At 41.3% G+C, this 15,898-nt stretch carries 19 protein-coding genes; 2 read left to right on the top strand and 17 right to left on the bottom strand.

Annotated features, from left to right (window positions below; all coding sequences use genetic code 11):
* Window positions 1-22 precede the first annotated feature (22 nt).
* The 9 genes from AB5I83_RS03350 to AB5I83_RS03310 all read right to left on the bottom strand — a co-directional run bounded on the left by AB5I83_RS03350 (window position 23) and on the right by AB5I83_RS03310 (window position 5,712).
* Window positions 23-1,426, bottom strand: coding sequence for a sensor histidine kinase (locus AB5I83_RS03350; RefSeq protein WP_448972797.1), 1,404 nt, complete (start codon window positions 1,424-1,426; stop codon window positions 23-25).
* Complete coding sequence (locus AB5I83_RS03345) at window positions 1,423-2,103, bottom strand: response regulator transcription factor (protein WP_448972795.1); 681 nt, start codon at window positions 2,101-2,103, stop codon at window positions 1,423-1,425. Before AB5I83_RS03345 ends, AB5I83_RS03350 begins: the two co-directional genes overlap by 4 nt.
* Window positions 2,104-2,107: 4 nt before the next feature.
* Complete coding sequence (locus AB5I83_RS03340) at window positions 2,108-3,073, bottom strand: YncE family protein (protein WP_448972793.1); 966 nt, start codon at window positions 3,071-3,073, stop codon at window positions 2,108-2,110.
* A gap of 167 nt (window positions 3,074-3,240) precedes the next feature.
* On the bottom strand, window positions 3,241-3,525 hold the full coding sequence (locus tag AB5I83_RS03335) for a hypothetical protein (RefSeq protein ID WP_448972791.1): 285 nt from the start codon (window positions 3,523-3,525) through the stop codon (window positions 3,241-3,243).
* Window positions 3,526-3,790: 265 nt separating this feature from the next.
* On the bottom strand, window positions 3,791-4,084 hold the full coding sequence (locus tag AB5I83_RS03330; protein WP_448972789.1) for a rhodanese-like domain-containing protein: 294 nt from the start codon (window positions 4,082-4,084) through the stop codon (window positions 3,791-3,793).
* A gap of 31 nt (window positions 4,085-4,115) precedes the next feature.
* Window positions 4,116-4,481, bottom strand: a complete 366-nt coding sequence (locus AB5I83_RS03325; RefSeq protein WP_226642108.1) for a rhodanese-like domain-containing protein — start codon at window positions 4,479-4,481, stop codon at window positions 4,116-4,118.
* Between the two features lie 126 nt (window positions 4,482-4,607).
* Entirely contained in the window at window positions 4,608-4,871 is a 264-nt protein-coding gene (locus AB5I83_RS03320) for a metal-sensitive transcriptional regulator (RefSeq protein WP_167833712.1), read from the bottom strand.
* Between the two features lie 11 nt (window positions 4,872-4,882).
* Window positions 4,883-5,209, bottom strand: coding sequence for a hypothetical protein (locus AB5I83_RS03315; protein WP_448972786.1), 327 nt, complete (start codon window positions 5,207-5,209; stop codon window positions 4,883-4,885).
* Between the two features lie 218 nt (window positions 5,210-5,427).
* Window positions 5,428-5,712, bottom strand: coding sequence for a hypothetical protein (locus tag AB5I83_RS03310; RefSeq protein WP_448972784.1), 285 nt, complete (start codon window positions 5,710-5,712; stop codon window positions 5,428-5,430).
* Window positions 5,713-5,822: 110 nt separating this feature from the next.
* Here AB5I83_RS03310 and AB5I83_RS03305 point away from each other — a divergent pair, with 110 nt between their 5' ends.
* Window positions 5,823-6,062 (top strand): hypothetical protein, encoded by a 240-nt coding sequence (locus AB5I83_RS03305; RefSeq protein ID WP_023627701.1) that lies wholly within the window; start codon window positions 5,823-5,825, stop codon window positions 6,060-6,062.
* Between the two features lie 59 nt (window positions 6,063-6,121).
* On the opposite strand, the gene AB5I83_RS03300 is transcribed toward AB5I83_RS03305, so the two are convergent.
* The 7 genes from AB5I83_RS03300 to deoD form a co-directional block, all read right to left on the bottom strand.
* Window positions 6,122-6,958, bottom strand: coding sequence for a hypothetical protein (locus AB5I83_RS03300; protein ID WP_448972782.1), 837 nt, complete (start codon window positions 6,956-6,958; stop codon window positions 6,122-6,124).
* Window positions 6,959-7,129: 171 nt separating this feature from the next.
* Complete coding sequence (locus AB5I83_RS03295; RefSeq protein WP_448972780.1) at window positions 7,130-8,044, bottom strand: CobW family GTP-binding protein; 915 nt, start codon at window positions 8,042-8,044, stop codon at window positions 7,130-7,132.
* 65 nt (window positions 8,045-8,109) lie between these two features.
* The gene (locus AB5I83_RS03290) at window positions 8,110-9,597 is read right to left on the bottom strand and encodes a lmo1851 family serine protease (RefSeq protein WP_448973896.1); all 1,488 of its coding nucleotides are present in this window, start codon (window positions 9,595-9,597) and stop codon (window positions 8,110-8,112) included.
* Between the two features lie 196 nt (window positions 9,598-9,793).
* Window positions 9,794-10,000 (bottom strand): copper chaperone CopZ, encoded by a 207-nt coding sequence (copZ, locus tag AB5I83_RS03285; protein ID WP_167833716.1) that lies wholly within the window; start codon window positions 9,998-10,000, stop codon window positions 9,794-9,796.
* 27 nt (window positions 10,001-10,027) lie between these two features.
* Window positions 10,028-12,424 (bottom strand): heavy metal translocating P-type ATPase, encoded by a 2,397-nt coding sequence (locus AB5I83_RS03280; protein ID WP_448973894.1) that lies wholly within the window; start codon window positions 12,422-12,424, stop codon window positions 10,028-10,030.
* A gap of 280 nt (window positions 12,425-12,704) precedes the next feature.
* Window positions 12,705-13,556 carry a M15 family metallopeptidase gene (locus AB5I83_RS03275; protein WP_448972778.1) on the bottom strand — a complete coding sequence of 284 codons (852 nt, stop codon included), beginning with the start codon at window positions 13,554-13,556 and terminating at the stop codon, window positions 12,705-12,707.
* A 315-nt stretch (window positions 13,557-13,871) separates the two neighbouring features.
* Entirely contained in the window at window positions 13,872-14,576 is a 705-nt protein-coding gene (gene deoD, locus AB5I83_RS03270; RefSeq protein ID WP_167833718.1) for a purine-nucleoside phosphorylase, read from the bottom strand.
* Between the two features lie 182 nt (window positions 14,577-14,758).
* Between deoD and AB5I83_RS03265 the strand changes: the two genes are divergently transcribed.
* Complete coding sequence (locus AB5I83_RS03265) at window positions 14,759-14,890, top strand: hypothetical protein (RefSeq protein ID WP_264163720.1); 132 nt, start codon at window positions 14,759-14,761, stop codon at window positions 14,888-14,890.
* Between the two features lie 49 nt (window positions 14,891-14,939).
* On the opposite strand, the gene AB5I83_RS03260 is transcribed toward AB5I83_RS03265, so the two are convergent.
* Window positions 14,940-15,710 (bottom strand): sporulation protein, encoded by a 771-nt coding sequence (locus AB5I83_RS03260; RefSeq protein WP_167833719.1) that lies wholly within the window; start codon window positions 15,708-15,710, stop codon window positions 14,940-14,942.
* Window positions 15,711-15,898: the final 188 nt, after the last annotated feature.

Raw genomic sequence — 15,898 nt, 5'->3', positions numbered from 1 at the left:
GCTTAGTTTGATCCCTGAAACGCTATAATTCCACGGCTGGAAAATAGAGAGTAATGCTCGTACCATGTCCTAGCTCACTTGATATTTCCATTTTACCATTATGAAGCTCGACTAATTTATCAACAATCGCCAGACCCAAACCTGTACCTCCGTCAGCTCTGGACCTTGCCTTATTCACTCTATAAAAGCGTTCAGTCAGCTTTTTTATATCCTCTTCTGGTATTCCCGTCCCAGTGTCTTCAATCTCGACTTTACAGCCATAGGCATGCTTTGCAAGTCTGATTGAAATCCTGCCGCCACTCTCCGTATAGCGGATCGCATTGTCAATGAGGTTCTGGAAAATCTGTTCGAGTCTTCCTTCATCACCATTGATAATGATATCCGGATCAAGATTAAGTGTTAGGCTGATCTTCTTTTCATCCAGGGCTGGACCGTACTTGATAATAAAATCTTCGATTAGCTGTGCCAGCGGGAACGGACTTTTCATTAAACTATATTCATCTGCATCCAGTCTTGATAAATCAAGCAAATCTTGAACAAGCTTTACCATTCTACCGGATTCCCTGTTTATTAGCTTTAAATATTTATTTTTCTCATCAGGCTCTTTTATCATCCCTGTTTCCAACGCCTCGCTATAGCCTTTTATATAGCTTATAGGAGTCCTTAATTCATGGGAAACATCTGCAAGGAATTCCCTCTTTTTCTCATCTTCTTTTTGTACAGACTCGGACATATGGTTGAAAGCTTTTGCCAGCTGACCAATTTCATCTTCAGATTTAATATTTACACGTGCAGAATAATCTCCTCCAGATACCCTTTCAGCTGCCTCCTTCATGGCAGCAAGAGGCCTGGTTAGCTTTCTAAGCATTTTAAACCCAAGGAAAGCGGCAATGATAATGAACAGTACTCCGCCAATCAGCCATAAAAAAGAGAAATCGACGGTTAGCTCGGAAATTTTAGCAAGGGGAACATATAAATAAATGATTCCTTCAAGCCGGTTATCGTCAAGAAGAGGAATGGCCACAGCAAGGATCTTTCTTCCAAACCTCTCCTCAAATCCTGATTTCATGACTGGTTCACCATTCAGAAGCTGTTCTCGCTCTTCCTTCCCGATCAAGGTTTCATAATCAATTGAATAAGGGAGGCAGGCGCTTAACTCCTTTGGGTTACTGACAAGGAATACTTCAGATTCCGATTTTTCATTATACCATTCTACCTGCTCCTTCATTTCATCGGTCAATGGACCGCCGGGATAGTCACTCGCCAGGCGGTAACCTTCTTCAATAAGTGAATCTTCAACTATATCGACATATAGTTTTTCATAAAATAGATAGGATAAAAAAAAAGAATACAATACAGTTACCAGTATGGTGGCGGTAACCGTCAGCCACAATTTTTTAAACAGGCTGTCAGAAAAAGAAATCATGTTTCCGGCACCTCGAATTTATACCCTACACCCCAGATGGTTTGAATATAGTCTCCTGTTCCCAGTTTCATCCTCAGCGTCTTAATGTGTGTGTCGACAGTCCTCAAGCTGCCATGGTAATCCATTCCCCAGACAAATTCCAGCAACTGTTCCCTGCTTAGCGCCTGGCCCTGGTGCTGAACAAGAAAAACGAGCAGCTCAAACTCTTTGAGGGTAAGAGGAACATTATTTCCTTCCACGCTGACTCTTCTTCCCTTCTTATCTATGTTGATTTTTCCCAGAGTCACTGAATCTTCATCATTCTTGACAAAAGACGTCCTTCTTAACAATGCATTGATTCTTGCTACAAGCTCTCCCGGACTGAAAGGCTTGACTATATAATCATCTCCCCCAAGCTGGAGCCCTTTTACTTTATCCCACTCTTCTCCTTTAGCTGAAAGGAAGATAATCGGTACCTGCGAAAAAGTCCTGATCTTTCCGCAAACGGCAAAGCCATCCTCAAAAGGCATCATAATATCAAGTATGACCAGGTCAAAGTCTTCTTCCTGCAGCTTTCTCACTCCATCTACCCCGTCTGCGGCATGGACACATTTGAACCCTGAATTTTCAAGATACATTTGCACAAGATTGCGCATATCTTCTTCATCATCTATGATTAAAACTTTTATGGGATTCATCCTGCTATCTCTCCCTCGTTACGATTTGAAATGGACCGTTTCCAACTTCTAGTGTGTTCTCTATGGATAGGCTATCCGGGTCGATTATATATACTTCATTGCTGTCATAACCGGCTACAATGAGTTTGTCCGCAAAAAAATCAATTTCGAACGGATTTGCCCCCACCTTCAATGAGTCCTTCATTCTCCCGTCCTCACCCAATTTATACAGCATATTCGATCCATGGCTCAGGACAAATACATCATCTTCATCCTTCGTGAAATCCACTGGCATGACAGGAGCTGAAATCTCTTTCATTAAACGTCCATTATTCAAATCATAGATGTGAATTGACTCTTCAACTTCCGTTCCTTTCCCATGCCCGCCAATCCAAAGCTCGTCTTTTTCCCTGCACAATAACGCACCTGCTGCAGCAGGATGGATTTTAAATCCAGGAAGCCGCTTCTTATCATTTGTGTCGATAATACTTAACATTTCTTGATTATAGCTGATGGCATAAAGCTTTTCCTCGGCCTCAAGAAGTGTCAGCGGGTCTTTTTCAACCTTTACTTCATCCACTTCCGTTCCTTTGATATTGTAAAACCGGACACTGTCCCTATCCTGGTCGGCGAATGCGATTTCCGCTCCATTCTCTACCAATAGAGCATTCACGATTCCCTTTCCGGTTTTCCACGATTCAATCTTCTTCCCTTTACTCAACGAATACAAATCGGCAGTATCGAGACTCTTGCCATAAAGCAATATCGTATCATTGTCAGGAAGGATCAGCCCTCCGATGTACGGACGGTCAACAGTCCAGTCTGGTAATTTTTCACCTTTTTCCATATCATAAAATGAAATGGTCATTTCTTTGATATTTATTGTCGATATAATGGAAGAACCCTTTGGGATCGATTCAAAAGATTCAAAAGTACACGCCGATAACAAAACAGTGAAAGTTGCTGCAGTGATTATATAAATCCACTTCATAATTTACTCCTTTTCTCTCACAAGTATCTCATATTATTATAGCTCTAATTTGTGATATTTCTATGAAGTTGAACAATACGGCTTAAAAACCAACAAAGTTTCTGAAGATTGTCTTGAATAAAAAAAACTTGCCGACATGAGCGACAAGTCATGAATTAAGTATATTGTCATTGGATGATCATTTCTTTTTTAACAGCGATGTCTTTCAGTTCTTCAGCAAGCACTTCAAGTTCCCATGGGCTATCTGATTCAATTAGGAGTTCATTAGCTTGCAGGGTAATTTTGAAAAAAGAATCATGAAATCCACCAGTGAATTCTATCTGACCATGAGATACTGTACAACGATGATCATTTTGCTCTATCCAGCATCCTTTAATAAGCAAGTCCAGGATCCCTTCGACATGAACAACTTCTCGGACAAGTTCCAACTTCACGGTTCCAATACCAGACATTAGAATCCCCCTTGTTACTAATTGTCGAAATATTCACTTCACTATTAGTGTACGGATTATGTTGAAAACAAGCAAGCATATTTCGACATATCCAGAATCCTTCTCGACCACTAATGTACAAATACCTGTCAGCTTATAAATTGCTAACTCCCCCAGATTTCAAGGTCTCCGTTCCCTTTCATGCTGGGTAATCGCTCGGTCGGGCATTGAAACACGGTTTGTTTCAAAAAAAATAGAGACAGCTATCGCTATCTCTATTGGGGGGTTATTCAGTTGGACCCGTCCATGCCATCATGCCGCCTTGCATGTTGATCACGTTATAACCATAGTAATCCAGGAATTGCGTTGCCCTGGAACTGCGGCCGCCCGAACGGCAGACCATTACGTAAGTCTTGTTCTTGTCTAATTCATTCATCCTGAACTCAAGCAAACCTAATGGAATATGAATCGATCCCGGAATTTTACCTTGAGCTACTTCGCTTACTTCCCGAACATCCAAAACTTCATATTCATTTGAGCCTAATCCATTTTGCACTTCTGTTGGTGTCATCTGACGCATTTCAATTTCCTCCCTATTACTTTATCATTCATTACCAGGCGCTCATTCCGCCCTTTACATTCGTGACATTCTTGAATCCAGCTTTTTTCAATAACTTGCTTGCCTGGCTGCTGCGCATTCCGCTCTGGCAAATGACAACTACATCCTTATCCTGCGAAAGTTCACCGGTACGGTTACCAAGCTGTTGCAATGGAATATTCTTGAACCCTTTAATGTGATTCCCTTTATATTCACCTGGAGTCCTTACGTCAACGTATTGCACTCCAGCCTTTTTTGATTTCATCATATCACCCAATTGTGCTGTGGTGATTTGGTTTACTCCCTTAGTTGGAGCGAAACGACTCCATAAGAAAGCTGCTGCTAGCACAACGATCAATACATTAATTACTACATCCATCCGTAAGCACCTCTTTCTCCTCATTTTAGTAAGTCATGATTTTTTAGTGAGGCAAGCTTGCACACCCCTTATACCCATAAGGGTATTTTAATTGACAAAAATCAACTTGTCAAGAACAGAAACTCTTTATTTTCTGCTCTTCACAAGCAATTCCACTGCATCATTTACTGCCTGGGACGTTTCTCTGCCTTCTTGCAGATCACTGATCAAGCATTGTTCAAGATTCTTGCTGACAACCAAAGCAATCGTGCGGTCAACCGCAGAACGAATAGCTGATAATTGGGTTACGACCGACTTGCATTCCTCCTGTTCTTCGAGCAGGCGGATGCTTCCTCTTACCTGTCCTTCGATCCTCTTCAAGCGATTCACAATTTCTTTATTGTACTCCACCTTGCCACCTCCTACTGTGATGGTCCAGTAATTGTATAGCCTTTAACATGGTAACCATATTTTTTCAGCAATCTTGCACCGAAATTCTTTTCCAGCTCATTTGATGCAATAATGACGATATGCCTGTTAGGAATTTCTTTAATATATCTTTTCAAATATCCGCAAGGAATATTAATTGCGCCATTCACCGGATTTTTAGCAGAATCCTGATAATCTCTAAGATCGACAAAGACTGCATCCTTTTCATATCCCTTGACTGCCGGAAGATTCCTTACCGGAACATAACGGTTGAAAGCTAAGGTAATCAAAAGAAGACTGATGATTAAAGTTGTGAGCAACTACTCTTCACCTCTTGTTATATCTTGTTCATTACTGAACTTACAATATCGATTGTATACCATTAGGGGTATAAAATCAATAGTTGAAGAAATATTTTTTTACGTTTTTTAAAAACAAAAAAAGAAGCAAGAATTCCTTCCTTCTTTGATTAAATATCAATATCGGATCAAGTGCATCAGCATTAAACTGCGTTTTCCGCTTCATACTACTTGATTATTTATTCTTCCGCTCCAGCTTGGATTGCCTCAGCTGTTTCCAAATGAAGGTGGATCAACAACACTTTACTCTCAATTGGCACAGAGGACTCTACTATTCTTTTAGTGGCAAGGAAGTATTTTACCATTAATGGCTTTCTAGCTCTCGGATGTGAATTTTCATCCTTCAGGTCTCTGCTTATCGCTTCTTTTAATATGTCTTCCGGTACCTGGTCGGATTGGAGTTTTCGATTGTTCCAAATAGTCCTATACTCATCAAGTAATTTATCATAATCCACTCCTTGCATCGTGACTCCCCCTGCAGTTAATTAGCCTAATAAAACCCTCATTAGTATATTTACATATTTCAGGCTGATAATGCAAAAAATAAGTTAAATAAATTTAAAGGAGAATAGCTATGAGCAAACCTTACCGATGCCCTAATTGCAAGACCAACAGGACAAGATTCAATATGATATCCCAAGTTCCTCAACCTGTAAAATTGAATCCGCAATCAGGTGAAATTGTAGAGCAATATTCAAATGACCAGCTTGAACCTTTTCACCTGCCATACAAAGGTCCAGAACTGAAAATACAATGTGCAGCCTGTGGACTGGTTGAGGATGAAAAAACCTTTGCCAAATTTGGGGAGAGTTAACGATAATCAAAGGCCATTAAGAACATATATTAAAAAAGCTTGAGATTCCTCAAGCTTTTTTATTTGCCTGTCTTCATGCCTATATCATCAAAAAACTTAACAGCATCTACTCTCCATTGTTCATTTGGCATGTACCTCACAAGATGTACTTTACCTGTAAAATTCTTTCCGCCAGTCCCTTTTAACTGCAGATTAACCTCGACAGGGACAGTTAGACTCAACTGATCTCCAACATCCTCCGCAGGCAAAACTTCCATGCGGGAAATCCTGATATTCTCTATTTTGTACAGGAGGTCCTCCCATTCAAGGACTTGAAGGGAGATTAATGAAACGATGTCACTGTCCTGCTGCTTTAGCCCGGCAATATAGGCGTTGACTAGGTCGTAAGGATCGGTTTGTTCCAGGTATCCTTCGAGCTTGCCCGCTGATTTCAGGATCATCAATTTATGGGAAAGATCCATAAAGTTTGTCCTGTGCGTCGTGCTTCCATAAAAATGGATGCAAAAGTGACCCGGAAAGTTATTTTTCAAGGCACCACCGCCATGTGGCATTCCATGCATTGAGGCTGCAATTTTTCCATCTTCCGAGATCACGATAATTGCCCTCCGCTTCCAGCTCCACTTACCTTTATAAATCTCTTTCATGATTGCCGTATCCTTTGAAGTTAAAGGCTGAACATCCGCATGGTTGCTGCCCGCTCTTCTTTGGACGCGGAACTTCATCCCTGTTTCAAAATCGACAACTGTGAACTTACTGTACCTTGGGAGAATTTCATTCACTTCTTCCCACTTCAGCATTTTGATCTGGTCCCTTTTCGTATTATTCTTGGCTTCTATGTTGTTCCCAGTCATAGCAAGAAAAAAAATGACCATGATCATAAATTTCACTACTGGCATTTATTATCAACTCTTTTTCACTCGGCTTAATCTTGCATTTTACTTTGCTGAATCCCAACAAGGCAGAATCACGCTTCATGAAAGTTTTTGCTTTTTTGCTTCCTGCTATTCAAAACCTCCTTTTAAAGCAAACAAAAAACCCAGCAAAAGCTGGGTAAATTAGTGATAAACTTACTTTTCCAGGTTCATCAGCTGTTCTGCTAAAAGACTCCAGTCTGTTACCTGACCGATGAAAACGAGATTGAGCGGCATCTTCATATACTCCTTCATATATAAAGGCATCCCGTACGAATACTGGAACAGGTCTGGATATTGAGAATGATCAAATAATACATACCCTTTTATCCGATAGATCGAATCGGGAAGCGCCCTCAAAAAGTCTTCAAAACCTTTTTGGCTGATAGGGCCTTTGAATTGATGAACATACGTGCTAAGCCTCAGATCAGCCTGCACATGCGCCCCAGGGCTTTTAGCTTTTTCGGTATATGCCAATCCTTCCAGCAGTTTCATCGGCACTTTGGAATAGGTACTTAAAATGCATTTAGCTTGAGAATTAAGCCCTTGGATATCCAGGTTTATTTTTGCCTGTTGTGCTTCATTGAGAAGATCTGACTTATTAACGATGATGAGGTCAGCATGCTTTACTTGTTCGAGCAAAAGCTGATGCACTTGTGGATCTAATGTCACCCTATTGAACCATTGAGTCCCATCCACTGTTGTAATGATTCCTTTGATCTCAAGCTTGTCCGCAAATAATGGAGATAGGACAGCATCCAAAACCTCAACAGGATGAGCGGCTCCTGTAGTCTCTATATAAATTGCATCGAGATCATGGTCAAATAACAATCCCTGAAGCTGGGATTCGAGTTTGTCCTGGATTGTGCAGCAAATGCACCCTCCCAGTAGCTCTTTCAAGGGAACATCTGTGTCCACAGCATCGGAATCGATCGAAACATTGCCAAGCTCGTTCATCATAACGGCAATTGTCCGTCCGCTCTCTTTTTCATGCTGTAAAATTTGTTTAAGCAGTGTCGTTTTACCTGTGCCAAGGAAACCTGACAAAATGTAAACCTCTGTTTTTTTCATTTTCTTTTCCGCCCATCTTTTCTATGTAATATGGAAAATCTCCAGCAAAAGCTGGAGATCGCCTTTTATTTATTCATTTCCTGCTTTAACACTTCTAGTGCTTTCTGAATCTGCGGGTCGTCATTTTTAATCTGTTCACGCAAAGCATTCATTAATTCAATCGTCGAGCTGCCCTTAAGGATACCCGTTTCCTCAAGTTCTTTTGATTTTTGGAAAGCCATAACAGCTTCCTTAGTTTTCCCATCATAAAAACCATCTTCACGACCTGGATCAAATCCAAGAGCTTTAAGCATTTTTTGTGCAGCCTTGACTTGTTCGGATGCTGTGGATTCCTTCAATTCAGCTTCTGGATCAATGAATGGCAATGATGCATACTCAGGCATTGATACTTCATAGTCCGGCTTAATGCCTTTCTTATGAATCCAATTGCCTTTAGGTGTCAACCATTTTTCTGTCGTGAACTTCATATTCGATCCATCTGAAAAATCTTCCGCTCGCTGGACCGTCCCTTTACCGAATGACTTCTCCCCTACAAGAGGAACTTCAGCAGATTCACTGACTGCTCCTGCCAGGATTTCGGATGCACTGGCACTCCCTTTATCGATGATTACAACCAATGGGAGGTTTTGGTTGTTTTCGTTCTCTGATGCATATTTCTCTACATTTCCGTTGCGGTCTTCAACCTGAAAAAGGATATCACCTTCAGGGACAAAGAGACTGGATATTTTTATGGCTTGATCCAGAAGACCGCCAGGGTTTTGGCGAAGATCAAGAACCAAACCTTGCATTCCTTGTTTTTGAAGATCATTCAAGATATTGACCAGTTCATTTGCTGTGTTTTGTGAGAAATTTGTAATCTGAACTTTCGCAATTCCATCTTCCAGCATTTCACCATAAACCGTTTCAATTGGTATGGTATCTCGGGTTATTGTGACGTCAACCGGTTTTTCTCCACCCTGACGAAGAATCGAAAGCTTTACGTCCGTACCCTTTTCGCCTCTTATTAGAGCCACCGCTTCGGTTGTACTCATTCCTTGCAGACTTTTCCCGTCAACTGACATAATCTTGTCCTCAGGTTGAAGGCCAGCCTTTTCCGCCGGAGAACCCTTTAACGGAGTGACAATGAAGATGAATCCATCTCTCTCCTGGATTTCCGCCCCGATTCCCTCAAAGGAAGAAGATAGGCTCTGATGAAAGTTTTTGGCATCTTCTTGGCTCATATAATCTGAATAAGGATCATCCAATGATTCAAGCATACCATCTATCGCACCATTTATTAGCTTTTCCTGATCGACTTCCTGGAAATAGTCATTTTTCAAAGTATCATATGCATCGTATAGCTTTGCAAATTCTTCTCTTTCCCTAATTACCTGTACCGCTGGCTTGTCCTCGCCAAAAGCAAGGGCAAAGGTAGTGATACCCGCTGTTAAAAAGACTAGAAAAAACAACAGCATTGCAAAGTGGAACTTTTTTATCCGAAGAAAACTATTCTTGGACTCTGTTTCTGCAGCCTTTTCTTGGCCCTTAAGATTTTCGTTGTTTTCTTCATTCATATTTTGCTGATCCAACCCTTTTCACCACTTTCCAATCAAGCTTAAAATCCTTAATGATTATTAGGATAACATTTTTGCAGTGAAATTAACAGAAAAATAGGTATTGCAAAAAGAGGGGTCCCAATACTTGGGACACCCTCTCTTTTTTGGTCGCAGTGAAGAGTCGATTTCGTCTTCACCCAACCAAATTGAATTCTTACTCTACATCGTACCCTTGATCTTCAACTGCAGATTTCATTTTGCTTACTTCTGCTTTTGAAGCATCATATTCGACTTCGGCTTTTCCTTCTGACAGGGAAACAACGACGCTTGCAACTCCGTCTACGCCCATCAATGCATTCTTAACTGCCTTTTCGCAGTGTCCACAAGTCATACCAGATACGTTTAAAGTTGTTTTTTCCATTAGAAATCTTCCTCTCTTATTCTAAATTTATAACTTAATCCGCTTCAAACGAAGGGAGTTAGTCACGACAGAAACAGAACTGAATGCCATAGCAGCACCTGCTACCCAAGGAGCCAGAAGACCTATGGCAGCAATCGGAATTCCCGCTGAGTTGTATGCAAGAGCCCAGAACAGGTTTTGGCGGATATTTTTCATCGTTTTTTTACTTAATGAGATGGCTTTAGGAATCAGTGTCAACTCCCCACCCAGAATCGTGACGTCAGCTGCCTCGATGGCAACATCAGTACCTGTTCCAATGGCGATGCCGATATCAGCCAGGGCTAGTGCAGGTGCGTCATTGATGCCATCTCCGACCATCGCGACTTTCTTGCCTTTCAGCTGAAGCTCTTTGACATGATTCGCCTTTTCTTCTGGCAGGACTTCTGCGATTACATTTTCTACTCCAACCTGTGCCGCAATTGCTTTTGCAGTTCGGCTGTTATCACCAGTAAGCATATATACTTCTATACCCATGGACTTGAGCTCTTCAATCGCGGTTTTCGCTGTTTCTTTTACTGTATCAGCAACCGCGACAATTCCATTCACCTTATTGTCGATCGCGATCATCATCGCAGTTTTCCCTTCAGTCTCCATTTTTTCGAGACGGTCTTCATAGCGTGAGTATTCAATGCCTTCTCTGCTCATTAGCTTCCTGGTCCCGACAAAGACTTTCTCACCGTTGATGGTGGCTGCAATTCCGTGTCCAGGTATCGCAGAAAACTCATCCATTGATATTACCTCTATGTTTCTTGAGTTTCCGTACTCGACAATGGCTTCAGCCAGAGGATGCTCGGAAGCCTTTTCCGCAGATACTAGATATTGCAGGACTTTTTCATCGTCACCGAATATTTCAAGGTCGGTTACGCTTGGTTTCCCTTTAGTAATTGTTCCCGTTTTATCCAGAACAATAGCATTAATTTTGTGTGTGGCTTCTAAGTGCTCTCCACCCTTAAAAAGAATCCCATTTTCTGCACCTTTACCTGTTCCGACCATAATGGAGGTCGGTGTTGCAAGACCGAGTGCACAAGGGCAGGCAATAACAAGTACGGCAATGGCTGTTTCCAAAGCTGAAGCAAAGTCGCCAGGAGTGATAACAAAGTACCAGACAAGGAATGTTACGATCGCGATTGCAACAACAATCGGGACAAAAATTCCAGAAATCTGATCTGCCACACGCTGGATTGGAGCTTTGCTGCCCTGGGCGTCTTCTACTACCTTAATGATTCCTGCAAGAGCGGTATCTTTACCGACCTTTGTTGCAGTCATCGTCAAGGTACCATTTTTATTGATGGTAGCTCCTATCAAGGAATCACCAGCTGCTTTTTCAACAGGAATGGATTCTCCGGTGATCATCGCTTCATCTACAGCGGACTGGCCGGATACAACCTTGCCATCGACCGGAATCTTCTCTCCTGGTTTAACGAGAATGATATCATTTACTTTCACTTCTTCTATTGGCAGTTTAATTTCCTTGCCACCCCTGATGACAGTCGCTTCTTTAGCCTGCAGGCTCAGAAGCTTGGAGATCGCTTCAGTCGTGCGTCCCTTTGCAAGCGCTTCAAACAATTTCCCCACAAGAATCAAAGTAATCAGGACAGCACTTGTCTCGAAATATAAATGCGGCATGTAGGACGGATTTCCAATTGTTTTAATTGCTTCTGCAAGGCTGTAAAAATACGCAGCCGATGTACCTAGCGCAACCAGCACATCCATATTGGCACTCTTGTTCTTGAGTGACTTATAGGCTCCAACATAAAATTGCCCGCCAATCCAGAATTGAACAGGAGTAGCCAATAATAGCTGGAACCACGGATTCATCAATAGATGAGGCATTGGCAGTCCCGTATCCCAGGGTGCGTGGCCAATCATCGTATAAAGAAGCGGAAGTGATAAAAGGATGGATATAAATAATTTTCGTTTCTTAGCATTTATTTCCTCTTCTTTTTGCTGAGCCTTTGCTTCCCTCTGGACCTTCTCTTTAGCATCATAGCCAAGATCCTGGATTTTCGAGATGATTTTCTCGGCTGAAAGGACAGCACTATTAAACTCCACTGAAGCGGACTCTGTTGCAAGGTTAACTGTGGCTGCTTCCATTCCATCCATCTTGTTGAGTACCTTTTCAATCCTAGTTGAACATGCTGCACAGGTCATGCCGAAAACATCTAAATCCATTTTTTCGTTTCTGACACCGTACCCCAGGTCGTTGATTTTATTGAATATATCGTCTGGTTTAATTTTTTCTGATTCGTATGTGACTGAGGCATTTTCCATCGCCAGATTCACGGTTGCATCGACGCCATCCATTTTATTAAGGACCTTCTCAATCCTTGTCGAACAGGAGGCACATGTCATACCCGTTATGTCGACAGTCATTTGTTCTTTCATCATCTACACCCCGTTTCAATCGAAATTTTCATTTCGTCTCTCACACTTACTATACCCCTGTATAGTATATTTATCAACAATAAAGTTTGTGATATTTATTATTTTACCTTTAACCATGAATACTACTGTTAAAAATATCACTATTTATGAGGAGCTGGCAGATGAAGTTTTGACATTTTTTAAAACAAGCCTTTAAAAATCTACCTTTAGTTGAGAAAACAACAAGGTACGAAAAAAAAGTCGTTAGACAAAAAGCCTGGCTTATCGGCCAGGCTCCTCACTAAATTTTCTTCACATTTTCGAAGTACTCTTCCAATGTCCATTCATTTTCGTATATTTCAGTGGCAGCTTTGATGCCAACATACCGAAAATGCCACGGTTCATACATATAGCCTGTCAGGGTTTCTTTACCCTTTGGATATCTTAGGATAAACCCGTATTTATGGGCATTGTGGGTAAGCCACACACCCTCTTTAGTTTTGCCAAACTGTTCATTCAGATTAAAATTATTGGTCTTGCTGGAAATATCCATCGTCAAACCGGTTTGATGTTCACTGCTTCCAGGTCTAGCAACTGCTTGAAGAGCTTTTTCTTCCCCAACCTTATTAACTTCGGCGTTAAAAAGAGTTTCCTGCCTTCCATATGATCGGTACCCTGAAACGGCAGCAAGTTCAATCCCGTCATTCCTCGCACCTGTAAACATTTTTTCCAGGGCTGTTGCAGCTTCTTGCCTCATAAGGCTCTTTTCAAGCTTAGCATCTCCAAAAGAGAATGGGACATTCGGCCGAACTAAATCTCCCGGGATATATTGATCTGGCAACCCAAAAACCTTATTGACAAGTGCCATCGTATTCTGAGGGTTCTGAATGACATTCTTTCCGTCCGTATTCTGTACTACGTTGAAATACGCTGCTTCAAGTGTCAATCCTTCTTCTTCTACAGGCTTGTCCTCGACCTGAGTAGTGTTTTCCGTATTTTGTTGAGATTCTTTTACTTCAGTTGGCTGGTCTTCCTGCACATCTTGTCCAACCAATTTATCTCCCAAATAAGGAATTTTTTCAAGATACGGCTCTACTTGTGAGCAACCTGTCAATAATATCGGCAAAGCGATTATCAGCAATAGTTTTTTCATTTTGTCCACCAATCTTCAACATTTTAAGGCAATAACACCATTCTAACATTTTTCGGCAAACTTTCGAATGGCCTTTTTTCCCATTATTCTTGTTAATCATTATGCCAGTTTTGAGAATATGCAAACTCATTAGGGTTGGTTCTTAGTCATTTCTCCTTCCCTTTGCACTCAAAATGTCCATTAAACGCTGATTCTTAGACATTTCAACTTCCCTCTGCATCCAAAATGTCCATTAAACGCTGGTTGAATTCTAAAATGGTCATTATGTATTTCCATATAAAAACCCTTTCCTCAAAGGAAAGGGTTTACAAATACTTACTCTTTGATTGCTGCTTCGAGTGCAACTTCGATCATGTCATTGAAAGTCGTTTGGCGCTCTTCTGCTGTTGTCTCTTCTCCAGTCAGGATATGGTCGCTGACTGTAAGAATCGAAAGGGCGTTGCGATCGTATTTAGCAGCCAGGGTATAGAGAGCTGTTGTTTCCATTTCGACAGCCAGAATCTGGTACTGTGCCCATTTTTCCAACTCTGCATTATCATTGTAGAACTGGTCTGCAGTGAATACGTTACCAACTTTAAGGTTCAAACCTTTTTCAAGACCGGAATTATACGCTTTGTATAATAAGTCAAAGTTCGCTGTCGGAGCGTAATCTACTCCACCGAATGTAAGTCGGTTCATTTGGGAGTCAGTTGAAGAAGTCATTGCCAGGATGACGTCACGGACTTTAACATCCTTCTGGATTGCACCGCATGTGCCTACGCGAATCAGGTTTTGGACGTTATAGCTGTTCATCAATTCATTGATATAAATAGAAATGGACGGTACACCCATGCCTGTTCCCTGTACAGAAATTCTTTTTCCTTTGTATGTCCCAGTGTAGCCAAACATATTTCTAACTTCGTTATATAACTTTGCATCTTCAAGAAAAGTTTCAGCAATGTATTTCGCCCTTAATGGATCTCCAGGAAGCAATACCGTTTCTGCGATTTCATTTTCTTTAGCACCAATATGTACACTCATTCAATTATCCTCCATCCTATAGGTTGCTACCCCAAAACTATACCACAATATAGTTAAGCAGGAAAATCTTCAATCTCATGACATTTTTGTTAACGGGCATGCTAGAACTAGCTTTACCGAAGCTGAAACAAAAAATTCTTTCATGTACGAATCGAAAAATTTGAGATAAAGGGGATTGACCTATGGGTAAAAAACATCGGAACCGAATCAACTCACCTAAGAAAAACAATCATATTTCTCCTGAAGCAATCGTTGCTGAACAGGAAGCTCACGGCAAAGAATTTTCAGCTAATGGGAGAAAGAAACAGGGATAAATAAAAGACGATGAAGCAGCCATTGGCTTGCTTCATCGTCTTTGTATTTTTAACAGTAGCTTTCAATCGTGTTTTGAAGGTTTTGCTTTAATGACGGCAGGTCGGATGCATGGATATTCATCCTGACATATGTTTCATCCATACCCATTGCTTCCGACAAGAATCCTCCAAGGCCCCGTGCCTTCCGGTCGACCTGCATTAAAACCTCGACCTCGTTCTCACTAATTGGATAGAAAATCACTTCCAATTCATCAAGTCGTCCTCTAAATGGACCTGATGAAGGTACAAATTCAAACTCCTGGATAAACGGCATGTTTCTGCGGAGATGTCTTGGCGCTTGTTCGCACTCAGCCTCCCTCAGTCGGAATCCAAGGTCGCTAACCGCGTTAAAAACCCCGTGCATCAGCTGATTCGGCACTACGGTCAAGAAATCTTTATCGCTAGGGTCTACTGCATTTTTAATATCAAGCCCCGTTGATACCCAAACCTTCGTCCTGCCCATCGATAATGGCATTTCCATTGGGAGCCTGAAAGAGAAAGGAATTTCCTTTGTTTCATTCTCTTTGATGATGAATGACTGCGTTAGCTTGAATCGGTCAATTTGTGCTGTAGCAGTGTATTTTTTGTCATCTGCTTCTTTTATATAAGTTGTATGTAGACTCAAATAGATGTCGTCGATATTCTGCTCAGTGTTTCCCCCACGAATCTCGACAATTCCGCGTACTTCTTCTCCAGGCATCACCCTGTCCTTTTCCAACTTCGTATCGACTTTAGCTGCACCTATGCCGACACTGGCAAAAACCTTATTAAAAAATGACATATCCCTTGCCTCCCTGATTAAACAAAATTCTTTTTCATATAAATGTATACGTTTAAAAATTGAGAGAGTTTCAGCGTGACAGAACTTTTTTTAAAAATTCATCGAATGATGGTTTTTGAGTAGGTATGAGAATTCATAGCAGGAGTATTTCCTGCTATTGTATATAGAAGACGCTTTTGAAGCAGAAA

The organism is Mesobacillus sp. LC4 (assembly GCF_053543455.1).
The sequence above is the reverse complement of the archived record's forward strand: the minus strand, read 5'-3'. Positions and strand labels throughout refer to the sequence as shown.